General features: G+C 70.7%; 18 protein-coding genes. 2 read left to right on the plus strand and 16 right to left on the minus strand.

Annotation, left to right across the window (positions count from 1 at the left end):
* Nucleotides 1-29: 29 nt before the first annotated feature.
* The 6 genes from rpsG to C3481_RS14090 form a co-directional block, all read right to left on the minus strand.
* Nucleotides 30-500 carry a 30S ribosomal protein S7 gene (rpsG, locus tag C3481_RS14065; RefSeq protein WP_023954027.1) on the minus strand — a complete coding sequence of 157 codons (471 nt, stop codon included), beginning with the start codon at nucleotides 498-500 and terminating at the stop codon, nucleotides 30-32.
* Nucleotides 501-505: 5 nt separating this feature from the next.
* Nucleotides 506-874 carry a 30S ribosomal protein S12 gene (gene rpsL, locus C3481_RS14070; protein WP_018187369.1) on the minus strand — a complete coding sequence of 123 codons (369 nt, stop codon included), beginning with the start codon at nucleotides 872-874 and terminating at the stop codon, nucleotides 506-508.
* 261 nt (nucleotides 875-1135) lie between these two features.
* The gene (locus tag C3481_RS14075; protein WP_103842934.1) at nucleotides 1136-2866 is read right to left on the minus strand and encodes a DUF5684 domain-containing protein; all 1731 of its coding nucleotides are present in this window, start codon (nucleotides 2864-2866) and stop codon (nucleotides 1136-1138) included.
* A gap of 40 nt (nucleotides 2867-2906) precedes the next feature.
* Nucleotides 2907-3569 carry a spermidine/putrescine ABC transporter substrate-binding protein gene (locus C3481_RS14080; protein ID WP_071919051.1) on the minus strand — a complete coding sequence of 221 codons (663 nt, stop codon included), beginning with the start codon at nucleotides 3567-3569 and terminating at the stop codon, nucleotides 2907-2909.
* Between the two features lie 45 nt (nucleotides 3570-3614).
* Nucleotides 3615-4088: a hypothetical protein gene (locus C3481_RS14085; protein ID WP_103842936.1), complete on the minus strand. Its 474-nt coding sequence runs from the start codon at nucleotides 4086-4088 to the stop codon at nucleotides 3615-3617.
* A complete protein-coding gene (locus C3481_RS14090; RefSeq protein WP_103842938.1) occupies nucleotides 4088-5179 on the minus strand; it encodes an ABC transporter in 1092 nt (363 codons plus the stop codon). Before C3481_RS14090 ends, C3481_RS14085 begins: the two co-directional genes overlap by 1 nt.
* 129 nt (nucleotides 5180-5308) lie before the next feature.
* On the opposite strand from C3481_RS14090, the gene C3481_RS14095 reads away from it, so the two are divergent.
* Entirely contained in the window at nucleotides 5309-5956 is a 648-nt protein-coding gene (locus C3481_RS14095) for a hypothetical protein (RefSeq protein ID WP_103842940.1), read from the plus strand.
* A 31-nt stretch (nucleotides 5957-5987) separates the two neighbouring features.
* Here C3481_RS14095 and C3481_RS14100 read toward each other — a convergent pair whose 3' ends face one another.
* The 7 genes from C3481_RS14100 to pxpA form a co-directional block, all read right to left on the minus strand.
* Nucleotides 5988-6569 carry a hypothetical protein gene (locus C3481_RS14100; protein WP_023954015.1) on the minus strand — a complete coding sequence of 194 codons (582 nt, stop codon included), beginning with the start codon at nucleotides 6567-6569 and terminating at the stop codon, nucleotides 5988-5990.
* A gap of 95 nt (nucleotides 6570-6664) precedes the next feature.
* Nucleotides 6665-10537: a DNA-directed RNA polymerase subunit beta' gene (gene rpoC, locus C3481_RS14105; protein WP_023954013.1), complete on the minus strand. Its 3873-nt coding sequence runs from the start codon at nucleotides 10535-10537 to the stop codon at nucleotides 6665-6667.
* A gap of 41 nt (nucleotides 10538-10578) precedes the next feature.
* A complete protein-coding gene (locus tag C3481_RS14110; protein ID WP_023954011.1) occupies nucleotides 10579-14073 on the minus strand; it encodes a DNA-directed RNA polymerase subunit beta in 3495 nt (1164 codons plus the stop codon).
* A gap of 249 nt (nucleotides 14074-14322) precedes the next feature.
* Nucleotides 14323-14931, minus strand: a complete 609-nt coding sequence (locus C3481_RS14115; protein ID WP_023954009.1) for a hypothetical protein — start codon at nucleotides 14929-14931, stop codon at nucleotides 14323-14325.
* A gap of 98 nt (nucleotides 14932-15029) precedes the next feature.
* Entirely contained in the window at nucleotides 15030-15668 is a 639-nt protein-coding gene (locus C3481_RS14120; RefSeq protein WP_103842943.1) for a hypothetical protein, read from the minus strand.
* Between the two features lie 70 nt (nucleotides 15669-15738).
* Nucleotides 15739-17352 carry a carboxyltransferase domain-containing protein gene (locus C3481_RS14125; protein ID WP_103842945.1) on the minus strand — a complete coding sequence of 538 codons (1614 nt, stop codon included), beginning with the start codon at nucleotides 17350-17352 and terminating at the stop codon, nucleotides 15739-15741.
* 73 nt (nucleotides 17353-17425) lie between these two features.
* Complete coding sequence (pxpA, locus tag C3481_RS14130; RefSeq protein WP_103842947.1) at nucleotides 17426-18172, minus strand: 5-oxoprolinase subunit PxpA; 747 nt, start codon at nucleotides 18170-18172, stop codon at nucleotides 17426-17428.
* 210 nt (nucleotides 18173-18382) lie between these two features.
* Here pxpA and C3481_RS14135 point away from each other — a divergent pair, with 210 nt between their 5' ends.
* Nucleotides 18383-20080, plus strand: a complete 1698-nt coding sequence (locus C3481_RS14135) for an ABC transporter ATP-binding protein (RefSeq protein WP_103842949.1) — start codon at nucleotides 18383-18385, stop codon at nucleotides 20078-20080.
* Nucleotides 20081-20236: 156 nt separating this feature from the next.
* Here the strand turns inward: C3481_RS14135 and C3481_RS14140 are convergent, their stop codons facing one another.
* The 3 genes from C3481_RS14140 to C3481_RS14150 form a co-directional block, all read right to left on the minus strand.
* Nucleotides 20237-21190, minus strand: a complete 954-nt coding sequence (locus C3481_RS14140) for an ABC transporter permease (RefSeq protein ID WP_103842951.1) — start codon at nucleotides 21188-21190, stop codon at nucleotides 20237-20239.
* Nucleotides 21187-22191 (minus strand): ABC transporter permease, encoded by a 1005-nt coding sequence (locus C3481_RS14145; protein ID WP_064955479.1) that lies wholly within the window; start codon nucleotides 22189-22191, stop codon nucleotides 21187-21189. The genes C3481_RS14140 and C3481_RS14145 overlap by 4 nt, the downstream gene beginning before the upstream one ends.
* 82 nt (nucleotides 22192-22273) lie before the next feature.
* Nucleotides 22274-23947: an ABC transporter substrate-binding protein gene (locus C3481_RS14150; RefSeq protein WP_103842953.1), complete on the minus strand. Its 1674-nt coding sequence runs from the start codon at nucleotides 23945-23947 to the stop codon at nucleotides 22274-22276.
* Between the last annotated feature and the right edge of the window lie 48 nt (nucleotides 23948-23995).

Raw genomic sequence — 23995 nt, forward strand, 5'->3', positions numbered from 1 at the left:
GGGTCCCCCGGCCGGCGCCGAGAAGCTGTTTACCAGCGGTAGTGCGCGAAGGCGCGGTTCGACTCGGCCATCTTGTGGGTGTCTTCGCGGCGCTTGACCGCGGCACCGAGGCCGTTCGAGGCGTCGAGGATCTCGTTCTGCAGGCGCTCGGTCATCGTCTTCTCACGACGGCCCTTGGCGTACGAGACGAGCCAGCGCAGCGCGAGCGTGTTCGCGCGGTGCGGCTTGACCTCGACGGGCACCTGGTAGGTCGAGCCACCGACGCGGCGGCTCTTGACCTCGAGGGTCGGGCGGACGTTGTCGAGCGCCTTCTTCAGCGTCGCGACGGCGTCCTGGCCGTTCTTGGCCTCGACGCCCTTGAGGGCGGTGTAGACGATCGACTCGGCGATCGACTTCTTGCCGTCGACGAGGATCTTGTTCACGAGCTGCGTGACGATCGGAGCACCGTAGACCGGGTCGTTGACGACGACGCGGCGGGGTGCGGGTCCCTTACGAGGCATCTAACTCAACCCTTCTTCGCGCCGTAGCGGCTGCGAGCCTGCTTACGGTTCTTGACGGCCTGGGTGTCGAGCGCACCGCGGACGATCTTGTAGCGGACACCGGGGAGGTCCTTCACACGACCGCCGCGGACGAGCACGAGCGAGTGCTCCTGCAGGTTGTGGCCCTCGCCGGGGATGTACGCGGTGACCTCGGTGCCGTTGCGGAGCTTGACACGAGCGACCTTGCGCATGGCCGAGTTCGGCTTCTTGGGCGTGGTCGTGTACACGCGGGTGCAGACACCCGCCTGCTGGGGGTTCGCCTTCAGTGCGGGCGCCTTGGTCTTGGTGACCTTCGGCGAGCGACCCTTGCGAACCAACTGCTGAATGGTTGGCACGTTCTCTCCTTGTAGTGCTGCACGGTGACAGCGTCGTGGTTTCACCACAGATCCACCGGCGCGTCACGAATGCTGCGTTTTCGAAGGGTGGATATGCCGTGGGGGCGTCCTGTTCGCAGAACGATCCCGATTCGCGTGCTCCGCTTCGACCTGACCATCGGACCGAGGCACGACGCAGGGCGCGCACGAGCGCACACCCGGTCAATGATACGCCTCTCCGGCGAGGCGGGCAAACGCCGGTGGATGCCGGTGGTATCGGGGTCAGGTTCCGGGGCGCTCGATGCGCAGTTCCGCGTCGCCGAGGAGGAAGCGCTCGCCTGCCGGAGCATCCGATCCGGGCTCGAGCTCGATCTCGGTGCCGAGGAAGTTGGTCAGCACGACGCCGTTGGTCGAGTGGAGATCGGTGATGTGCCACAGGCCCGAGCGCAGTTCCAGGCGTGCATGCGTCTTCGACACGGTGCGCGTACGGTCCTCGATGGCCACGAGCTGGGCCCGCGGGTAGGCGGGGTCGGGCGCGGGCTGACGGCCCACGATCGCGACGTCGCCGGTGAGCGGCGCGACCTCGCCGTCGGGCAGGACGAGCTGCCAGTAGACCCGGCGCCGCGCGACGACGACGGTGTGGTCGATCTCGCCGTCGTCGGGAACCTCGGCGCGGCGCAGCTGCGCGGGCACCGCCGCCTCAGCCGTGCGCGGCTCGCCGGCCGCCGGCGCGCTCGCGACGGCCGAGACCTCGTCGGAGAGCTCCGGGAACTCGTCGGGAGTCCGCGCGAAGGCCCGACGGGCGATCGGGGTCGCGGGCACGGCATCCCACGTCCGGCGTCCCGGCCCCATCCCGGCGGCGGAATCCGGGTCGGCGAACGAGGGGATGACCCCGGGGCGGTCGGATGCGGCGCGCGAGGGGAACGGCGACGGCGAGATCGCCGAGACGTCGTCGATCTCGGACGGCCAGCGGGCGTCGTCCGAGCCGTCGTCGTCGGCGTCCCCGGCCGCTCCGGCACTGGCGGCCTCCGTGCGGGTCTCGGCCGCCGGAGCGGGGTCGCGGAGGATCGGCTCGCGCGCTTCGCGCGGCGCGGGCTCGGAGAACGCCGGCCGAGCCTCGGGCTCTGCCGGGGCCGGGGCCGGGGGCTGCGCCGGGGGCGCGGCCGCCATGGCCGACTCGGCGGCCGCCGCAGGCGGCGCGTGCTCGGCAGCCGCAGCGGGTCGCGCCGCTTGCTCGTCGGCCGGGGCGAAGAGCACGGCAGCGGGGTCGGCTCCCGGATCAGCCGGGACGGGTGCCGGAGCACCGGGGGTCACGGCAGCGGGCTCGTCCACGGCGGGCGGGGCAGCGACCGCCGCGCCGGCGGCGGGCACCTCGGCAGGGGCGAACGGCGACGGCGGTGCCCACGGCGAGGGCTGCAGGTCGGTCGGCTCGGGTTCGCGTTCGGGAGCGGCTTCACCGCTGGCGGCGAGCGGTTCGGGGCTGAAGTGGCGCGCCGACAGCGTCGGGGTGGCCAGCGTCGGGGGCGCCGCGGGCTCGGGAGTGCGCCGCACGCCGAGACCGGGGGCGTCCTGTTGCTCCGCGTCCGACAGCGGCGGTGTGAACACCCACGGCGGCGGTGCCACCTCGGCGGCGCGCTCCTCCCGCCAGCGGGCGGGCCCGAGCCCCAGAATGCTCGCCCACACGACGAACAGCAGGGCGGCCAGCACCGTCATCCCGGGGCCGACGCCGAAGCCGCGACCGATGCGGTGCGCGGCCATCACCAGCAGCACGTAGACCACGATCGGGCCGGCCACGGGGACGAGACCGATGAGGACGAGCCACGGGCTGAAACCGCCGATGCGCAGCACGACCGCGATGTTCAGCACCGGCACCCACCCCTGCCAGGGCTCCTCGTCCGTCTTGCGGAACAAGCCGGCCAGCGCGAGCGCCGTCCAGACGTAGAGGACCGCACCCAGAACCGTCGAGAGCACGACGAGGAGGATGAGGAGCGATTCGTTGCCGGAGGTGGTCATCGCATCCCACGATAGAGCCCGCGGGCGCCGCGCACCGTCGTCACGTGTCGCCCCCGCGTTCGGCACCGGGTTCGAAGGGCGCGTCGAGCGATCGGGTGAGCTCGGCGAGCATGGCCTCGATCTGAGGTTCGACGTGCTGCGCGACGGCCGCCTGCACGCGCAGCCGGTGATGCAGGAGCACGGCGCAGACCTCCCGACCGATCATGTTGGCGTAGTCGTCGGCGAGGCCGACCTCCTGGCGGAGGGCCGCCTTCGCCTCGCTGCTGAGCGGGGGAAGCTCGGGCACGGCGTCGTCGGACTCCTGCGCGAGCCCCGAGATCGTGAACAGGAAGGGCGCCCCGGCCACCGGCTCGGGGTCGAGCGGCAACCCCTCGAACTCGGGCGCGAGCCCCTCGGCAGGGCGGTAGCTCCGAGCCCGGTTGCGTGCGGCCTGCTGGTCGAGCTCGGCCTGCAGCATCGGCAGGTTCCGCGAGGTGTACTCGGCGACGGCGGCATCCACGATCGCCTTCATCCTCGTCGACAGGCCGTGCTGCACCCCGTGCGGCACGTCCGCCCCCAGTCCCACCGCAGACAGCACGGGCGAGCCGATGCATCGACGACAGGGAGCGATCCGGCCTCGGTGGGTCGCCGGCTGCCAGCGCGGCAGCCAGCGCAGCCAGGCATCCACCGCCTGGCTGACCTGGGTCTCGAGCGACCGCTCCACGGGGCTATTGTCGCCGATCCGGGCCGGTGACGCGGGGATTTCGCGTCATTCGTCCTCGTCGCGTTCCCAGGCCCACCGCGGCGGCGTCGCCCGCGTCCGCACCAGCGCGACGGCCGACCATCCCGATATGACCGCTGCGGCGACGAGCAGGACACCGAACCACGACACCGCGAACCCGCCGGCAGCGGCGAAGGCACGAGCCGCGTCGACCCCCACGATCAGCGCGGACGCGACCAGGCCCGCGAGGTACGACAGCAGCGCGACAACCCCCGTGAGGACCGAGATCGCATACGACGGATGCGATGCCCGCAGCGCGACCATCAGCGTGAGCGCGATCCCGACGACCGCGGCGGCGAAGCCGACGGCGCCGGGGATCGGCCCGAGCCCGCGGACCGCGAGGACGTCCTGACCGGTCACCAGACTCAGGATGCCCAGGCCGCAGATGGCGAGCGCCCCGAAGCCCACGACCGCGAAAGCGGTGGCGAGCCCGGGGCGCATTCCGCCGGAGGCAGTGGTCATCAGTAGCGGTGCAGCTGCGGTCCCGCCTCGAGCGTGCGCTCGTACTCGCGCTGCGCCTCGGCGTTGAGCTCGGTGACCCGACGGCCGCGGGCGGCGACCCACGCACCGAACCAGATCGTCAGCTCGCGGCCCGCGACCAGTGCGACGAGCGCGAGCGGGGCGAAGGCCTGCTCACCGACGATCGTGAGCGCCTGGCTCGGCGCGATCGTCCAGAACGGCGCCTGGAAGAGCTGTCCCGCGATGTGCCCCGCGTAGGACGCCAGACCCACCAGGAGGCCGAGCAGGACCCAGAGGCCCCAGCGGCCGCGGTTGATGAAGGCGCCCAGGATCCAGAACGCCAGGAAGAACACGACGACGGGAACCCAGAGCCACCAGGAGGTGGCGGCGGCGAGAGCCTGCTCGCCGATGTTCGCGGTCGTGACCTCACCGCGGACGGCGTCGATGCCCAGAGCGGCACCGAGGTAGATCAGGGCGAAGGCGACGGCGGCGAGGAGGCCGATGGCCCCGGCCGCTCCGCGGTTGCCGCGCGGCGTCGGCGCCTCGGGGGCCTGCACGAAGATCGGCTGCGGGCTCGGAGCAGCAGCCGGCGTCTCGGCGACGGGCTCGCTCGCGCTCACGGTGCTCGTGCGGTCGGCGTCGTCGGCGCGGTAGGCGCGCGTCGCGGTGTCGCTGGCGGCTGCGCCCGCGGCGCCACCGGCTGCAGTGGTGCCGGCTGCGGCGGCATCCGCATCCCGGTCCGCGGTGGCCGTGTCGCCGGCATCGCGCGGGGTGTCCCATTCGCTCGGGGAGTTCCAGCTGTCGGAGGTCGCGGACGAGCCGACGGTGTCGGTGCGCTCGTCGCGTGCGGCGGCGTCGAGCCGGGCGGCGTCGGCGTCGGAGGTCGTGCGGTCGACTGCGGGGCGTTCTGCGTCGTCGGCGTCGGCGGATCGCTCGGGCAGAGTCCCGGAGCCGGCGTAAGCGGCATCCCAGTCATCGGCCGAGACCGCATCGCGCGACGCCTCGGCGTCGGCGAGCCCTGCCCGGGCGCTGCCCACGACGTCGTCCACCGGCTTCGGCTCGTCGACCGGCTCGCCGTACTTGGGGTCGCTCATGCGATGTGCTCCTCACGCGGTGGCCGGTGCCGCCGCAGAGGCGAGGATATCCCGGCGACGCGGGCGCACCGCGCAGGCGTGCCGACGTGTCTGCGCACCCGTCCGGGCGGCCGGACGTATCGTCGTCCCATGACCTCGCGCCCCCTCCCCCGCCTCGCGCCCGCAGCGCTGCTCGTCGCGGTCGCGCTGCTCGCGGGGTGCGCCCCCGAGCCCGGCACCGGTGCAGCGGCGACGCCGGATAATACGGCGGCGAGCGATGCGCCGACCCCGTCCCCGGCGATGACCGTTTCCGCCGAAGCGGGCGGACCGCCGCCCGCGGCATCCGGCTCGGTCGTGTCGACCACCGTGCTGCCGCGCGACTGCGCCGGCATCCTCGGCGCCCCCGCCCGGGCGGCGCTCGCCGCCGTGCCCCTGAACGACCCGGGCTTCGGCGAGAGCGGCACCCGGCCCGACGGATCACTGCGCTGCGTCTGGGCCGACCCCGCCGCCGACACCGCGAAGATCGAGACCACTATCGCCTACGCCGAGCGCAACCCCGTGATCGACTTCTTCAACGAGCTCACCGGCATCGGGTTCACCTGCTACGAGCCGGCCGGCGGCGTGCGCTGCGAGAAGACCTGGCAGAACGCGCGCTATCCCGTCACCGACGGGCGGACGCTGTTCTTCCGCGACGGCGTGCTGATCGACACGCAGTTCTCGCACCTCGCGCCCGAGGGCTACACCTCCGGGATCATCGCGTCGCTGTGGCCCGCGGGGGCCGCCACCCCCGCCCCCTGAGGCTTCGCGCGGCCGTGGTGGTCGCGCCGGATCAGTCGTCCGCGGCGAAGACCGCGTTGCCCACCCGGCTCGCGTACTGCTCGGGATGCCAGGCCGACTGCGACGTCGAGACCCAATGCCCCTCCCCCGCCTCGATCGTCTCGACGAGGTCGCCGTCGGTGCGCGAGCAGAGCGTGCGCACGCCGCGTTCGTCGCAGGCGAATCCCTGAGCGGGCAGAGCGGATGCCGCGATCGAGCCGGCATCCGTTCCCACCGACCCGACGGTGGTCGAGATCGAGCCGGCATCCGAGGTCCAGGTGCACGTGAAACGCACCTCGGGGGCGAGAGCCTCCACGAGGGCGACGGCCGTCGAGACGGGGGCGTCCGAGGTCTGCTCGAGCTGCGCGCCGGCCGAGTACTGCAACGTCACCCACAGCGCCTCGGGGTACAGGTCGCGGCACTCCTGCGGCCCGTCGGCCGCGGCAGCACCTCCGGCACCGCCGCTCTCACCGAGGAGTCCCATCCCCGTCGTGACCAGCGGGACCGTCAAGATCGCGAGCGCGCCGATCACTCCGGCGCAGATGACGCCGACGATCCAGGCGAAGACGACGTTCCGACCCCCGATGCGTGCCACCTCTCCACGCTAATCCGGCGGCGCCGACTCGGACCGACCGACACGACGAAGGGCCCCGGGACATGCCCGGGGCCCTTCGCGAGATCAGCGATCGATCAGTTGTAGCTGGTGAAGTCGCCGTCGGTGGAGAAGCTGTCGAAGTCGACGTAGCTCAGGTCGGCGTCGCTGTACGCGCCGTCCGACGCGAAGATGCGGTTGGGGTACCGCTCGCTCTTCGCCTCCTCCGTCGCCTCGACGGCCACGTTGCGGTACTTCGCAAGGCCCGTTCCGGCGGGGATGAGCTTTCCGATGATGACGTTCTCCTTGAGGCCGACGAGCGGGTCGCTCTTGCCCTCCATGGCCGCCTGCGTGAGGACGCGGGTGGTCTCCTGGAACGACGCGGCCGACAGCCACGACTCCGTCGCGAGCGACGCCTTGGTGATACCCATCAGCTCGGGACGACCCGACGCGGGACGCTTGCCCTCGCCGACCGCCTCGCGGTTGATCTGCTGGTAGCGCTTGAAGTCGACCAGCTCACCCGGCAGCAGCGTCGTGTCGCCGTGGTCGACCACGGTGACCTTCCGCAGCATCTGACGGACGATGACCTCGATGTGCTTGTCGTGGATCGGCACACCCTGCGAGCGGTACACGCCCTGCACGCCGCCGACGAGGTACTTCTGCACCTCACGGGCACCCTGCACGCGCATGATGTCCTTCGGGTCGAGCGTGCCGACCTGAAGCGGGTCGCCGACCTCGACGTGCTGGCCGTCCTCGACGAGGAGGGTCGCACGCTTGAGGACCGGGTAGACCACGGGCTCGTCGCCGTTGTCGGGCGTGATGATGATCTTCTTCGACTTCTCGGTCTCGTCGATCGTCACGCGGCCGGTGACCTCGGAGATCGGGGACGCACCCTTGGGGGTACGGGCCTCGAAGAGCTCCTGCACGCGGGGCAGACCCTGCGTGATGTCATCGGCCGAAGCCGAACCACCGGTGTGGAAGGTACGCATCGTCAGCTGGGTACCGGGCTCACCGATCGACTGGGCGGCGATGATGCCGACCGCCTCGCCGATGTCGACGATCTTGCCGGTGGCCAGCGAACGGCCGTAGCACTTCGCGCAGACGCCGACGGCGGAGTCGCAGGTCAGGACCGAGCGGACCTTGATGGAGGTCACCCCGCCCTCGACGAGCTTGTTGATCAGCACGTCGCCCACGTCGTCGCCGGCCGCGGCCAGCACCTCGCCCGAGGGCGAGACGGCGTCGGCCGCCAGCGTACGGGCGAACACCGAGTTCTCGACGTTGGCGTCCTTGATGAGGGCGCCGTCGGCGCCGGCTGCGGCGATCGGGAGCTCGAGGCCCTTCGAGGTGCCGCAGTCGTCCTCGCGGATGATGACGTCCTGCGAGACGTCCACCAGACGACGGGTCAGGTAACCCGAGTCGGCGGTACGCAGAGCGGTGTCGGCCAGACCCTTACGGGCACCGTGCGTCGCGGTGAAGTACTCCGCCACCGACAGCCCCTCGCGGTACGAGGAGATGATCGGACGCGGCATGATCTCACCCTTGGTGTTGTTGACCAGGCCTCGGATACCGGCGATGTTACGGATCTGCAGCCAGTTACCACGGGCGCCCGAGGAGACCATGCGGTTGATGGTGTTCTCGGCCGGGAAGTTCGCCTTCATGGCGGCCTGGACCTCGTCGGTCGCCTCGGTCCAGATCTTGATCTGCTCCTGGCGACGCTCGGCGTCGGTCACGAGACCCTTCTCGAACTGGCCCTGGACCTTCGACGCGAGCTTCTCGTACTTCGAGATGATCTCGGCCTTGTTCGGCGGCGTCAGGACGTCGCTGAGCGCCACGGTGACGCCCGAACGGGTCGCCCAGTGGAAGCCGGCGTCCTTGATCCGGTCGAGGGATGCCGCGACCTCGGTCTTGGGGTACTCCTCGGCCAGCTTGTTGACGATCTGCGACAGCTTGCCCTTGTCGGCCTGCTCGCGGACGAACGGGTAGCCCTTGGGCAGGGTGTCGTTGAAGATCGCCTGTCCGAGCGACGCGTCGACCAGACCGTGACGCTCGTAGCCCTCGGGGGCGTCGCCCTCGAGGAACGCGAGACCGGGGATGCGGATGCGGACCTTGGCCTGCAGGTCGAGGGTGCCCTCGTCCTTCGCCAGGATCGCCTCGCCGACGGAGCCGAACACGCGGCCCTCGCCCTTGGCACCCTCGATGACCGTGGTCAGGTGGTGCAGGCCGATGATCATGTCCTGCGAGGGCAGGGTGACCGGACGGCCGTCGGAGGGCTTGAGGATGTTGTTCGACGCGAGCATCAGGATGCGGGCCTCGGCCTGCGCCTCGACCGAGAGCGGCAGGTGGACGGCCATCTGGTCACCGTCGAAGTCCGCGTTGAACGCGGCGCACACGAGCGGGTGCAGCTGGATCGCCTTGCCCTCGACGAGCTGGGGCTCGAAGGCCTGGATGCCCAGGCGGTGCAGGGTGGGTGCACGGTTGAGCAGCACGGGGCGCTCGCGGATGATCTCCTCGAGCACGTCCCAGACCTCGGGACGCGTGCGCTCGACGGCACGCTTGGCCGCCTTGATGTTCTGCGAGTGACCGAGGTCGATCAGGCGCTTGATGACGAACGGCTTGAAGAGCTCGAGAGCCATCTGCTTGGGCAGACCGCACTGATGCAGCTTCAGCTGGGGTCCGACGATGATGACCGAACGACCCGAGTAGTCGACGCGCTTTCCGAGCAGGTTCTGACGGAAACGTCCCTGCTTTCCCTTGAGCATGTCCGACAGCGACTTCAGCGCACGGTTGCCGGTGCCGGTGACGGGGCGACCGCGGCGGCCGTTGTCGAAGAGCGCGTCGACGGCCTCCTGCAGCATCCGCTTCTCGTTGTTGACGATGATCTCGGGAGCCCCGAGGTCGATCAGACGACGCAGACGGTTGTTGCGGTTGATCACGCGGCGGTACAGGTCGTTGAGGTCGGAGGTCGCGAAGCGGCCACCGTCGAGCTGGACCATCGGACGCAGCTCCGGCGGGATCACCGGGACGACGTCGAGCACCATCGAGGCCGGCGACATGCCGGTCTGCAGGAACGAGTTGACGACCTTCAGGCGCTTGATCGCACGGATCTTGCGCTGGCCCTTGCCCTCGGAGATCTGCAGGTGCAGCGAGTCGGCCTCGGCGGCCAGGTCGAACGACGCGAGGCGGCGCTGGATGCCCTCGGCGCCCATGTAGGCCTCGAAGTACTGACCGAAGCGGTCCTGCAGCTCGTGGAAGACGTCGTCCTCCTGCTTGAGCTGGCCGACCTCGAGGGAGCGGAACTCCTCCCACACCCGCTCGAGGCGCGAGATCTGCTCGTCGAAGTTCTTGCGGACCGTCGCCATGTCCTTCTCGGCGGAGTCCTTGGCCTTCTTCTTCTGGTCGGCCTTGGCGCCGTCGGCCTCGAGGGTCGCGAGCTCCTCCTCCAGCTTGGCCAGACGCGACGCCACGCGGGCGTCACGGCGGTCGCCGAGGTTCTTGATCTCGAGGCGGAGGTTGTTCTCGTGGGTGGGGAGGTCGCGGTGACGCGCATCCTCATCGACCGAGATGACCATGTACGCGGCGAAGTAGATGACCTTCTCGAGGTCCTTCGGCGCCATGTCGAGCAGGTACCCGAGGCGCGAGGGCACGCCCTTGAAGTACCAGATGTGGGTCACGGGAGCGGCGAGCTCGATGTGGCCCATGCGCTCACGACGGACCGAGGACTTGGTGACCTCGACGCCGCAGCGCTCGCAGACGATGCCCTTGAAGCGGACGCGCTTGTACTTTCCGCAGGCGCACTCCCAGTCGCGGGAGGGGCCGAAGATCTGCTCGCCGAAGAGGCCGTCCTTCTCGGGCTTGAGCGTGCGGTAGTTGATGGTTTCGGGCTTCTTGACCTCGCCGAAGGACCAACGACGGATGTCGTCAGCAGTGGCCAGGCCGATGCGAAGCTGATCGAAGGTGTGTGACTCGAGCACTGATTCTCCTGTGTCGGAATTCTGTTCGTTGCCTGGCCGGATCAGATCTCGTCGATCGACGAGGACTCGAAGCGGCTGGAGATGTTGATGCCGAGCTCCTCCGCTGCGCGGAAGGCCTCGTCATCGGTGTCGCGGAGGTTGACCTCGGTGCCGTCGGCCGAGAGGACCTCGACGTTCAGGCAGAGCGACTGCATCTCCTTCATGAGCACCTTGAACGACTCGGGGATGCCGGGCTCCTGGATGTTCTCGCCCTTGACGATGGCCTCGTAGACCTTCACGCGGCCGACGATGTCGTCGGACTTGATCGTCAGGAGCTCCTGGAGGGCGTACGCGGCGCCGTAGGCCTCGAGGGCCCACACCTCCATCTCACCGAAGCGCTGGCCACCGAACTGCGCCTTACCACCGAGCGGCTGCTGGGTGATCATCGAGTACGGGCCCGTCGAACGCGCGTGGATCTTGTCGTCGACGAGGTGGTGGAGCTTCAGGATGTACATGTAGCCGACCGAGATCGGAGCCGGGAACGGCTCGCCGGAGCGACCGTCGAACAGCTTCGTCTTGCCCGAGGAGTCGATGAGACGCTCACCGTCGCGGGTGAGGTTCGTCGAGTCGAGGAGCCCGGCGATCTCGGACTCGAACGCGCCGTCGAACACGGGCGTCGCGACCTTCGTGCCGGGAGCGGCCTCGCGGGCGATCTCGGGCAGGCGCTCGGCCCACTCGGGGTTGCCCTCGACCTTCCAGCCCTGGGCGGCGATCCAGCCGAGGTGCAGCTCGAGGACCTGGCCGAAGTTCATTCGACCCGGGATGCCGAGCGGGTTCAGCACGACGTCGACCGGCGTGCCGTCGGCGAGGAAGGGCATGTCCTCGACGGGGAGGATCTTCGCGATGACACCCTTGTTGCCGTGGCGGCCGGCGAGCTTGTCGCCCTCGGTGATCTTGCGCTTCTGGGCGATGTAGACCACGACGCGGCGGTTGACGCCCGAGCCGAGCTCGTCGTCGCCGTCCTCGGCGTTGAACTCCTTGACCGCGATGATCGTGCCCTGCTCACCGTGAGGCACCTTCAGCGACGTGTCGCGGACCTCGCGGCTCTTCTCGTTGAAGATCGCGCGGAGCAGACGCTCCTCGGCCGACAGCTCGGTCTCGCCCTTGGGCGTGACCTTGCCGACGAGGATGTCGCCGGGGCGCACCTCGGCACCGATGCGGATGATGCCGCGCTCGTCGAGGTCCTTCAGCAGGTCGGGCGCGACGTTGGGGAGGTCACGGGTGATCTCCTCCTTGCCGAGCTTGGTGTCGCGGGCGTCGACCTCGTACTCCTCGATGTGGATCGAGGAGAGCGTGTCGTTCTTCACGAGCTCCTGGCTGAGGATGATCGCGTCCTCGAAGTTGTGACCCTCCCACGTCATGAATGCGACGAGGAGGTTCTTGCCGAGCGCGAGCTCGCCGTTCTCCGTGGCGGGACCGTCGGCGATGACCTCGCCGACCTCGACGCGCTCACCGGCCGAGACCACGACGCGCTGGTTGTACGACGTGCCCTGGTTCGAACGGTCGAACTTGCGGAGGAAGTAGTCCTGCGTGCCGCCCTCGTCGAGCTGCACCGTGACGACGTCGGCCGAGACCTCGGAGACGACACCGGCCTTCTGCGCGGTGATGACGTCGCCGGCGTCGATCGCAGCGTAGCCCTCCATACCGGTTCCGACCAGGGGCGAGTCGCTGCGCAGCAGCGGCACGGCCTGACGCTGCATGTTCGCACCCATGAGGGCGCGGTTCGCGTCGTCGTGCTCGAGGAAGGGGATGAGCGAGGTCGCCACCGACACCATCTGGCGCGGCGAGACGTCCATGTAGCCGATCTCCTCGTTCGGGAAGAGGTCGACCTCGCCGCCCTTACCGCGGCGGGCGAGGACGCGGTCGGCCACGAACGAGCCGTCCTTGTTGAGCTCGACACCGGCCTGCGCGACGACGTAGTCGTTCTCCTCGCTGGCGGTGAGGTAGTCGATCTCGTCGGTGACCTTGCCGTCGACGACACGACGGTACGGGGTCTCGATGAAGCCGAACGCGTTGATGCGCGCGAAGGAGGCGAGCGACCCGATCAGACCGATGTTCGGGCCTTCCGGCGTCTCGATCGGGCACATGCGGCCGTAGTGCGAGGGGTGGACGTCGCGGACCTCGACGCCGGCGCGCTCACGCGACAGACCGCCGGGGCCGAGCGCCGACAGGCGGCGCTTGTGGGTCAGACCCGCGAGCGGGTTGTTCTGGTCCATGAACTGCGACAGCTGCGAGGTTCCGAAGAACTCCTTGATCGCGGCGACGACCGGGCGCACGTTGATCAGGGTCTGCGGCGTGATCGCCTCGATGTCCTGCGTGGTCATGCGCTCGCGGACGACGCGCTCCATGCGCGACAGACCGGTGCGGACCTGGTTCTGGATGAGCTCGCCGACGGCGCGGATACGACGGTTGCCGAAGTTGTCGATGTCGTCGGTGTCGAGGCGGATCTCAGCGGGCTTGCCGTCGCGGACGCCCTCGAAGGTGGCGTCGCCGCGGTGCAGGCGAACCAGGTACTTGATGGTCGCGACGATGTCGGCGACGGTGAGCACCGACTCCTCGATCGGGGTGTCGAGACCCAGCTTCTGGTTGATCTTGTAGCGGCCGACCTTGGCGAGGTCGTAGCGCTTGGCGTTGAAGTAGAAGTTGTCGAGGAGCGCGCGGGCTGCCTCGGCGGCGACCTGCTCGCCCGGACGGAGCTTGCGGTAGATGTCGCGGAGCGCGTCCTCCTTGGTGAGGATCGTGTCCTTCGCGAGGGTCTCCTCGATCGAGTCGTACCCGGCGAACTCGGCCATGATGTCTTCGCTGGTCAGACCCAGGGCCTTGAGGAAGACGGTGACCGACTGCTTGCGCTTGCGGTCGATGCGGACGCCGACCTGGTCGCGCTTGTCGATCTCGAACTCGAGCCACGCACCGCGCGAGGGGATGACGCGCGCCGAGACGATGTCCTTGTCGGAGGTCTTGTCGGGCGTCTTGTCGAAGTAGACACCGGGCGAGCGCACGAGCTGCGACACGACGACGCGCTCGGTGCCGTTGATGATGAAGGTGCCCTTGCCGGTCTGGAGCGGGAAGTCGCCCATGAAGACCGTCTGGGTCTTGATCTCACCGGTGAGGTGGTTCATGAACTCGGCCTCGACGTAGAGCGGGGCCGCGTAGGTCTTGCCGCGCTCCTTGCACTCCTCGATGGAGTACTTCTCGGGCTCGAGGTAGGGGTTGGTGAACGACAGCTGCATCGTCTCGCCGAGGTCCTCGATGGGCGAGATCTCCTCGAAGATCTCCTCGAGGCCGCTCTGGAGGGCGACGTCGGTGCGGCCGGCGGCCTGCGCCTCGGCGAGGCGGGCCTTCCAGGCGTCGTTGCCGACGAGCCAGTCGAAAGACTCCGTCTGCAGCGCCAGCAGGTCGGGGACCGTCAGCTTGTCGGAGATCTTCGCGAACGAGAGGCGGGAAGCGCCGCGACCGTTCTTGGGGGTGGTGGTGGATGCGTTGCTCGCAGCAGCCAAGGGGATTACCTCCGTGGCCCGGGTGGGGCCGGTTCCTTGTCGTCAGGTGGAGTGCTCCCGGTCCGAGCTCGCGCGTCTCACGCCGTCGGACGGGGCGGAATCGCGCAGAGCACAAGCCGACCACCATATGAGGGCAAGGGGGACGGGAGCGCAACTACCAACTATAGGCGGCGCGACGCGCCATGTCCAGCACAATCCTTGACGACCCCCGGATGCTGCGGTATAAATGCGCGCCACCCGGCATCGCGGTCACTCCCAGGCCCAGCTCGAGAGCACGGTGTCGGCGAGTCGGCGGCGGTCGTCGTCGCTCGTGTCGGCCGGCGAAGCGAAGGTGATGACGAACGTCTGCTCGTCGCGCGTGGCGTAGTACTGATCGATCACCGTCTCCACCCCGTCCTGGGCCAGGGATGCCACGAGGTGCGCCGACTCGCTCCCGGCGATGTCGACACGATCCTCCAGCGACACGTCGGTGGCCCCGACCGCTTCGAGGCTCGCCACCCCGTCCGCCTCGACGTCGGCAGCGGTGATGACACCGGGCGAGACGACGACGCTGACGTAGCGGCTGTCCGCATCCGCGGACTCCGACACGAAGACGTCGACCTGGCCGCCCGTCGGGTCCTCGGCGGGCACCGCCCAGCCGGCCGGCACGGCGAAGCTGTATCCGGTTCCGCGCACGGTCTCGCCGGGGGCGGCGTCGCTCGGCGAGGTCGCGGTGGGCGTCGGAGTCCCCGATGCCGAGCCGGGTGCGGGTGACTCGGAGGATCCGCCGGTCCCGCCCGGCCGCGCGTCGCACGCCGCGAGCAGCAGCGCCGCCGAGATGAGCGCGGCGGCGATCGGAGCGATCCGGGAGCGCGTCATGCGTCACACGCTAGGCGAATCCGCCGCGCCGGAACTCCCCTTGACACGAGAACGCGCCGCCCGCTGCGAGAGCGGACGGCGCGTTGCGGACGTGTGGATCAGGCCCACGCCCACGATGCGAGGACCGCGTCGTAGACCGCCGCACGGTCGGCCTCCGAGACGTCGGGGCTGAACGAGAAGGTCACGACGTAGGTCTGGTCGTCGTGCGACGGGTAGAACTGGTCGACGTTGTAGGTGACGTCCTGCTGCGTGACGGATGCCGTGATGTGGGCCGACTCGCCGCCGGCGATCGAGGTGCGCTCCTGGACGGTGACGTCGGTCGCGCCCGCCTGCCCCTCGAGCTCGTCGACGCCGTACTTCTCGACGTCGTCGGCGGAGATCGCCTGCGGCGCGGGCGAGAGCACGACGTTGACGTTGTCGGCGAACGTCGCCGAGGGGTCGGAGAGATCGGCGACGAACACGTCGACCTTCTCCATGCCGGGGAGCTGCTGCTCGGGGATCGCCCAGCCCTCGGGAACCGAGAAGCTGTAGCCGGTGCCCGTGATCATCTCGCCGGAGGCCGGCGCGACATCGGGCGCGCTCGCGCCCGGCGCGGACGAGGCGGACGACGACGGGGCGGACGACGCGCCGGCGTCCCCCGACGCCGCGGTGTCGCCCGACTGCCCGCCGCATCCGGCGAGGAGAAGAGCCGCGGAGACGAGCAGCGCGGCGGACGTGGTGGTCTTGGTGCGAGTCATGGCTTCGACGCTAGGGGACCCGCCGGATCCGCACGGGGTCTTGACACGGGGAGTTCTCCCCCTTGACGAATCAGCCTCGCTGAGCGTCAGACGCGCCCCGGAACGTCGGACGCAACCGCACGCGATCGCCGGGCCGGGCCTGCGCGAGCCGGTTCCGGCCCGTCGACGTCACGACACCCACGACGGGGTACCCGCCCGTCACGGGCGCGTCGACTCCGAACACGACGGGGTGGCCGGCCGGCGGGACCTGGATCGCCCCCGGAACCATCCCCTCGCTCGCCAGCTCCTCGCCGCGCGCGCGTTCGAGGCGTGGCCCCTCCAGGCGGATGCCGACCCGGTCGGCCGCCGCCGACACGATCCAGGTTGCCTCGGCGAGCAGGCGACGGGACGAAGGGGTGAGCCAGTCCGCGCGCGGGCCGGTCGTGAACGGGATGTCGAGGGGAACGGCATCCGTGCCCGTCGGCGGCAGACCCCACGGATGAAGGGGCAGCGCGGGGACCGGCCCCGCGGTCTCACATCCGGCGGCGACGACGTCGCCCCGCCGGAGCGGCGGCGGGCCGAGCCCCGAGAGCGTATCGGTGGACCGCGAGCCCAGAACGGGGGCGATGTCCCAGCCGCCGCGCACCGCGAGGTAGGCGCGGGTGCCCGCGAGGAATCCGTCGAGGCGCAGCTCGGTCCCGGCGGTCCACGCATGTACGACGTACGGGTCACCGGTCCGGCCGTCGATCGCGACCGGCGCCCACGCGCCCGTCACGACCACCGTCAGATCGCGTTCCGCCACGGCCCGGAAACCGCCGACGGCGATCTCGATCGCGGCCGCTCCGTCCCGATTGCCGACGAGACGGTTGGCGAGCGCCCAGGCGGCGGGGTCGGCCGCGCCCGCAGCGCCGACGCCCTCGGCGGCACGGCCCGAGCGGCCGGCATCCTGAACCGTCGCCTGCGGCCCCGGCGCGATGACGCGGATGCCGCCGGGAGCGGTGGCGGACTCCGAGCGGGCGCGCGGCTCCCCCGCAGTCGGCGACGCGGTGTCACCGGGCAGGGCGGCATCCGACCCGATGGCGCGGGCGCGAGCGCGGACGGCATCGAATCGCACCGTGCCACCAGGAACGAGGAGCGCGGGCTGGGCGGCATCGGGGTCGAACAGCGGCGCGTCCGTCGTGCCGATGAGCTGCCACCCTCCCGGGGTCTCGCGGGGGTACGCGCCCGAGAAGACCCCGGCCAGACCGACGGATCCCGCCGGCACCCTCGTCCGCGGCGAGGGCCGGCGCGGGATGTCGAGATCCCAGCCCGCACCGACGAGATAGCCGAACCCGGGGGCGAAGCCCGTGAAGGCGACCGTCCAGTCCGTGGCGACATGGCGAGCGGCGAGCGCCTCGGGGCTGAAGCCGAGCGCGGCGGCGAGGTCGTCGAGGTCGTCGCCGTCGTAGCGGATCGGCAGCGTCACGGGCGCGGGGGCGGATGCCGGCGGCGCCGCTGACGTCGCAGCGGTCGAGACCCAGGTGCGGGTCGCGGCGAGGGACAGCACGGCGGGATCGACGCGGACGAGCACCGTCGCCGCCGCGGGCACGACGTCGACGACGCCCGCCGGCGGCGCGGCGGTCAGCCGCGCGTGCAGCGCCATCACCTCCGCCAGGTCCGAGACCTCGACGAGCACCGCGTCGGGTCCGATGGGCAGCATCCTCATGCCGGCGTCCCGGGCTCGGCGCGCCGACAACGACCCCGTCTCGGCGATCCTGCCGGCGAAGCGGGCCCGACGGTCACCACGGCGAGCGCACCTCGATCCCGGCGGCATCGAGCGCCGACCGCACCGTGCGAGCCATCGCGACGGCACCGGGGGAATCGCCGTGCACGCAGAGCGACGCCGCCTCGCTGTGCACCGTCTCGCCCGAGACGGCGACCACGACCCCCTCGGACGCGAGGCGCAGCGCGCGCTCGGCGACCAGGCTCGGGTCGTCGAGCAGGGCGCCGGGAGCCCCGCGCGGGACGAGCGAGCCGTCGGCACGATAGCCGCGGTCGAGGAAGGCCTCGAGATGGAACGGCAGGCCGGCGTCCGACGCCGCCGACGCGATCGCACCGCCCAGACCCAGCACCGGGACCGCCCGGCCGAGCTCGGCCGAGAGGTCCGCGACCGCGGCGGCGACGGCGCGCGCAGTCGCGGCGTCCTCGGTCGCGGCGTGATACAGCGCCCCGTGCGGTTTGACGTAGCGGATGTCGCCGCCCGCCGCGACGAGCGCACGCAGCTGCGCGACGACCTGCGGCCGCAGCACGTCAGGCTCGACGGCGACCCGCACCCGCCCGAAGCCGGCCCGATCGAGATAGGAGGGGTGAGCCCCGACCGCGACGCGGGCGGCTGCCGCTCCGGCCACCGCTGCCCGCATCGACGCCGCGTCGCCGGCGTGGCCGCCGCAGGCGATCGACGCGCTCGACACGAGGGCGAACATCGCGGCGTCGTCCGCCGTCGCGACACCGCCGACCGTCTCGCCCAGGTCTGCGTTGAGGTCCATGGACCAACGCTAGCCCGCGCCGCCGTACCCGGCTGTGCCGTCGACAGGTTGAACGGCTCCGCCAGCCCCCGCGAACGCCACTCCGGCGCGGCTCAGCCTGTCCACGGCACGAGCACGCCCGGTCCGCGACACGACGGGCCGGCGTTACGTCGATGTAACGGGTGGGCCCGACACGGTGCGCTCGACGCCGCGGGCGGGCAGGATGGGCCAATGGCAGACTCCTCCACTCCCCTGCTGCGGGTGAGCGACATGGCCGTCGACTTCCGCACGCTCGAAGGCCCGGTGCACGCGGTCGAGGGCGTCGACCTCGAGATCTCGGCGGGCGAGACCGTCGCGATCGTCGGCGAATCCGGCTCGGGCAAGTCGACGACGGCGATGGCCGTGATCGGACTGCTCCCCGGCAACGGACGCGTCGTGCGCGGCAGCATCCGCCTCGACGGCGAAGAGCTCGTCGGCGCGCCCGAGAGCACGCTGCGCCGCATCCGAGGGGGATCGATCGGACTCGTGCCGCAGGATCCGATGTCCAACCTGAACCCGGTCTCGAAGATCGGCACGCAGGTCGCCGAGACCCTGCTCGCGCACGGACTCGCCACCTCGAAGGACGTCGACGCCAAGGTCATCGAGACCCTCGCCGCCGCGGGCCTCCCGGATGCCGCCGAGCGCGCGAAGCAGTACCCCCACGAGTTCTCGGGCGGGATGCGGCAGCGCGCGCTCATCGCGATCGGGCTGGCATGCAACCCTCGGCTGCTCATCGCCGACGAGCCGACGAGCGCGCTCGATGTGACGGTGCAGAAGACGATCCTCGACCAGCTCGGCCGGATGACGGGCGAGCTGGGCACATCGGTGCTGCTGATCACCCACGACCTCGGCCTCGCCGCCGAGCGGGCCGCCCGCGTCGTCGTCATGCACCGCGGCCGGATCGTCGAGCAGGGCCCGGCCCGCCAGATCCTGGAGGATCCGCAGCAGCCCTACACGCAGGCTCTCGTCAAGGCGGCCCCGTCGGTCGCGGCGGTGCGCCTGCGGCCCGAGGCCTACCGCGCGACACCGCCGCCCGTTGCGATCGCCGGCCCCGCGGCATCCGTCTCCCCCGCAGCGCAGGCACCGGCTGAGCCGGCGCGGCGCGACAACATCGTCGAGATCGAGAACCTCACGAAGCTCTACAAGATCCGCGGGCGCAAGGACGACTTCGCCGCCGTCAGCGACGTCTCGCTGTCCATCCCGCGGGGTGAGACGGTCGCGATCGTCGGCGAGTCCGGGTCGGGCAAGACGACGACGGCCCGGATGCTGCTGAAGGTGATCGAGCCGACGTCGGGCACGATCCGGTTCGAGGGGCAGGACGTCGCGGGGCTGAAGGGGGCGCAGCTGCGCGAGTTCCGGCAGAGAGTGCAGCCGATCTTCCAGGACCCGTACTCGTCGCTGAACCCCATGTTCACGATCGAGCGGATCATCGCCGAGCCGCTGGAGTTCTACAAGCGCGGCACCGCGAAGGACCGCGCCGTCCGCGTCCGGAAGCTGCTCGACGACGTCGCCCTGCCGCAGACGATGCTGCGCCGGTACCCCTCCGAGCTCTCGGGCGGTCAGCGTCAGCGCGTCGCGATCGCGCGGGCCCTCGCGCTGAACCCCGAGCTGATCGTCTGCGACGAGCCGGTGTCGGCGCTCGACGTGCTCGTGCAGGACCAGATCCTCACGCTGCTGCGCGACCTGCAGGGCGAGTACGGGCTGAGCTACCTCTTCATCTCGCACGACCTCGCCGTGGTGCGCCTCATCTCGGACTACGTCTGCGTCATGAAGGACGGCGCCCTCGTCGAGGCGGCGTCGAGCGAGGAGATCTTCACCAACCCGCGCGACCCGTACACGCGGCGACTGCTGTCGTCGATCCCGGGCAACGAGCTCGACATCGCCTCCTGAGCCGGCGCCTCCTGCCACGCCGCCGGCTCCCCGTCGCGCCCGGCGGCGATACAGCCGTCGGACCCGTGGGGCTGGCGCGACCCGCGAAGACCCGTGCGGCGACACCAGCCCCACCGGTCCTGCAGGTGTATCGCCGAGCGGCGACCCCGGGCCGGGTCAGCGGGCGCGGGTGCGGGGGTCCATGGCCTCGCGCAGCGACTCGCCGAGCAGCGTGAAGCCGAGGGCGGTGATCATGATGCACATGCCCGGGAGGAAGGCGAGCCAGGGAGCGATCGCGAGCTCGTTCTGCGCGTAGGTGAGCATGCGGCCCCACTCGGCGGTTGCCGCTCCCCCGCCGCCGAGACCGAGGAACGACAGCGCCGCGGCGTCGATGACGGCGGTCGCGAGGGTGAGCGTCCCCTGGACGATGACGGGGCCGAGGCTGTTGGGCAGCACGTGGCTCATCGTGATCCTGCCGCGGCCGAGTCCGAGGGTCTGCGCCGAGAGGATGTAGTCGGCGCTGCGCTGCTGCAGCATCGACGCCCGCAGGAGGCGCGCGAAGATCGGCACCTGCGAGGCTCCGATCGCGATCATGATCGCGAGCTGCGACTGACCGAGGATCGCCGCGATCGAGACCGCGAGCAGCAGGTTGGGGACCGACAGGAGGATGTCGACGAATCGCATGACGACCGTGTCGACCCAGCCCCCGAACATGCCGGCGATCAGGCCCAGGAGCATGCCGCCGGCGAGACCGAACGCGGTCGAGATGACTCCGATGAGCAGCGAGGCCCGCGCACCCCAGATGAGCTTCGACAGCACGTCGCCGCCGAAGCGGTCGAGGCCGAGCGGGAAGCCGGCGATCTCGCCGGGACCGGGGATGTGGGTCGGGGTGACCTCCCGTGCGCCGGGAAGGGCGGTCTCGGGGTAGGGCGCGAGCCAGGGCGCGAGGATCGCCACGAGCAGGAACACCAGCACGATGGCGGCGCCGATCCAGGCCACCGGGTTGCGGCGCAGGCGCGCGAAGACGTCGTGCCAGAACCCGCCGCCGGTGCGGGCCTCGAGCACCTCGTGCTCGGCGACGGCGGTGGCGGGTCCGTCGCCGGGGGCGGGCGGGAGCGCGTTGGTGCTCATGAGACCCTCACTCTCGGATCGATCAGGCTGTACGAGACATCGACGATGAGGTTGATGAGCGCGTAGATGACGGCGATGAAGAGGATGAACCCCTGCAGCACCGGGAAGTCGCGGGCACTGATGGCCCGGGCGAGGAACGAGCCGATCCCGGGGAACGCGAACACGGTCTCGGTCAGGATCGCCCCCGCCAGCAGCAGCCCGACCTGGAGGCCGACGGTCGTGGCGACCGGCAGCATGGCGTTTCGCAGGATGAAGCGACCGCGGAGCGTCCGCCGGGCGATGCCCTTGGCCCGGCCGGTGCGGACGTAGTCGGAGTTCTGCACCTCGAGCACCGAGGCGCGGGTGATGCGCACGATGATCGCGAGCGGAATGGTGCCGAGGGCGAGCGCCGGCAGGATGAGGTGCAGGGCGGCATCCCACGCGGCGTCGAACTCCCCCGTGAGCAGGCCGTCGAGCACGTAGAAGTTCGTGTAGTGGGTCGCGTCGATGCGCGGGTCCTGGCGGCCGTCGGAGGGCAGCCAGCCGAGCTGGACGGCGAAGACGTACTTGAGGATGAACGCCAGGAAGAACACCGGGATCGTGACGCCCACGAGGCTCAGCACGACCGCGACGTGATCGCTGATCTTGCCGTGGTGACGCGCGGCGAGGTACCCGAGCGGGATGCCGATGCCGACGGCGAAGATGAGGGCGGCGATCGAGAGCTCCACGGTCGCCGGGAAGCGCCGGAGGAACTCCTCGACGACGGGGCGACCGGTCTCGATCGACGACCCGAAGTCGCCGGTGAGCAGCCGCCCCATATAGGTGGCGTACTGCTCGAGGATCGGCCGGTTGAAGCCGTACAGCTCGTTGATCCGGGCGATCGCCTCGGGGGTCGCCTTCTCGCCGAGGAGGGCGACGGCGGGACCGCCGGGCAGGGCGCGGACCCAGAGGAAGAGGAGGATGCTGAGCCCGAGGAGCGTCGGGATCAGCAGAAGCAGCCGTTGGCCGATGGTTCGCAGCAACGCGGAATCTTTCGGTCGAGGAGTGCGGGGCGGGCTCGCGCCCGAGGCGGTGGCCCGCCCCGCGGGGATCAGCGGGTCGTCGTCACTCGGTCAGGACGATGTCCGTGAACACCTCGTCGTTGACCGGGCTGGCCGGGTAGCTCTCGACGCGCGGGTCGAACGCGAGCGTCGGGGCCGGGTGGGCCAGCGGGACGCCCGGGATGAACTGGGCGACCTGCTCGTTGATCTGCTCGTAGAGCGCGGTCTGCTCCTCGAGGTTCGGCACGCCGCGCGCGGAGTTGAGCGCCGCGAACAGCTCGGGGTTGTCGAAGCCCCACTCGGCCGAGGGCGCACCGAAGAACACGCCGACGAAGTTGTCGGTGTCGTTGTAGTCGCCCGTCCAGCCCAGCAGGTGGATGCCGTGGTCGGCGGTGCCCGTGATCTTGTCGAGGTAGTCGGGGCTCCAGGCATCCGTCTGCGGCGTCAGCTGCACGCCCACGTCGGTCAGCTGCGTCGAGATGACCGTCGCGATCTGCTCGGGGTCGGGCATGTAGGGGCGCGAGACGTTGACCGGGTAGTTGAAGGTCAGCGTCAGCGGGTTGGCCTCGGTGTAGCCGGCCTCGGCCAGGAGCGCCTTGGCCTTCTCGGGGTCGTAGTCGTAGGTGGTGACGTCGGGGTTGTAGCCGTTGACGGTGTCGGGCATGAACTGCGTCGCGACCTCGGTGCCCTCGGGGAGCACCTGCGAGATGAGGGCCTCCTTGTCGATCGCGTGCGACAGGGCCTCACGGACGCGCACGTCCTGCAGTTCGGGCTGCGCCTGGTTGAAGGCGAGGTAGAGGATCGTGAACGGCGGGCGCGAGACCATCGTGAAACCGGCCTCTTCGAGGGCGGCGGTGTCGGCGGGGCCGACGAGGTCGTAGCCGTCGATCGATCCGGCCTCGAGGGCCTGACGGCGCGCGGTGGGGTCGTCGATGACGCGGAAGATGATCTTGTTCACCTGGCCCGACTCGCCCCAGTAGTCGTCGTAGGCCGAGAGCGTGAGCTCTTCGCCCGGCGACCACTCGTCGAACTTGTACGGGCCGGTGCCCGTCGGGTGCCCGGCGCCGTACTCCGAGAGCGAGGGGGCCTCTTCGGTGCCGCCGATCTCGTCGGCGCCGTACTCCTCGAGCGCGGTCGGGCTCTGCATGGCGAAGGCGGGGAGCGAGAGGGCGGGGATGAAGCCGGCGAAGGGCTGCTTCAGCGTCACCGTGGCCTCGAGGTCGCCGTCGGCGGTGCACGAGTCGAACACGGCGGTGTCGGGGGTCTCGACATAGCCGCGGAAGAGCTTGCCGTAGTAGTACGACAGGGCTTCGCTGGCCGCCAGGCCGGTCCAGTTGTACCAGCGGTCGAAGTTGGCGCACGCCGCTTCGGCGTTGAACGGGGTGCCGTCGTGGAAGGTCACGCCCTCCTTCAGCTGGAAAGTGTGGGTCAGCCCGTCCTCGGACGACTCCCAGCTCTCGGCGAGCAGGGGCGCGGGGTCGGCCGTGCCGGGCTCGGTGCCGACGAGGCCTTCGAAGATCTGGCGGGAGACGCGGAAGGTCTCGCCGTCCTGCGCGAAGGCGGGATCGAGGCTGGCCGGGTCGGCGGAGGCGGCGAAGACGAAGGTGCCGTCGACGTCGGTCGCGGCATCCGTCTCGCCGCCACCTCCGCGCTGGCTGGTGCACGCCGAGAGGGCGAGGGCGCCGATGGCGACCGCCGCCAGTCCCGCGAGCGCGCGCTTGCGAGGAGTGGAGAGCATGGGGGTGTCCCTTTCTGAGGTCCGGAGCGGGCCCACCGCGGCGCGCTC

The organism is Microbacterium sp. Ru50 (assembly GCF_002920555.1).
GTDB lineage: Bacteria > Actinomycetota > Actinomycetes > Actinomycetales > Microbacteriaceae > Microbacterium > Microbacterium arborescens.

Excerpts from the sequence above, each read along its gene's own strand:
- rpsG (WP_023954027.1), bottom strand. The coding sequence starts at position 500 with ATGCCTCGTAAGGGACCCGCACCCCGCCGCGTCGTCGTCAACGACCCG.
- C3481_RS14075 (WP_103842934.1), bottom strand. The coding sequence starts at position 2,866 with ATGACCACCTCCGGCAACGAATCGCTCCTCATCCTCCTCGTCGTGCTC.
- C3481_RS14085 (WP_103842936.1), bottom strand. The coding sequence starts at position 4,088 with ATGACCACTGCCTCCGGCGGAATGCGCCCCGGGCTCGCCACCGCTTTC.
- C3481_RS14090 (WP_103842938.1), bottom strand. The coding sequence starts at position 5,179 with ATGAGCGACCCCAAGTACGGCGAGCCGGTCGACGAGCCGAAGCCGGTG.
- C3481_RS14095 (WP_103842940.1), top strand. The coding sequence starts at position 5,309 with ATGACCTCGCGCCCCCTCCCCCGCCTCGCGCCCGCAGCGCTGCTCGTC.
- C3481_RS14115 (WP_023954009.1), bottom strand. The coding sequence starts at position 14,931 with ATGACGCGCTCCCGGATCGCTCCGATCGCCGCCGCGCTCATCTCGGCG.
- C3481_RS14120 (WP_103842943.1), bottom strand. The coding sequence starts at position 15,668 with ATGACTCGCACCAAGACCACCACGTCCGCCGCGCTGCTCGTCTCCGCG.
- C3481_RS14125 (WP_103842945.1), bottom strand. The coding sequence starts at position 17,352 with ATGAGGATGCTGCCCATCGGACCCGACGCGGTGCTCGTCGAGGTCTCG.
- pxpA (WP_103842947.1), bottom strand. The coding sequence starts at position 18,172 with ATGGACCTCAACGCAGACCTGGGCGAGACGGTCGGCGGTGTCGCGACG.
- C3481_RS14135 (WP_103842949.1), top strand. The coding sequence starts at position 18,383 with ATGGCAGACTCCTCCACTCCCCTGCTGCGGGTGAGCGACATGGCCGTC.
- C3481_RS14140 (WP_103842951.1), bottom strand. The coding sequence starts at position 21,190 with ATGAGCACCAACGCGCTCCCGCCCGCCCCCGGCGACGGACCCGCCACC.
- C3481_RS14150 (WP_103842953.1), bottom strand. The coding sequence starts at position 23,947 with ATGCTCTCCACTCCTCGCAAGCGCGCGCTCGCGGGACTGGCGGCGGTC.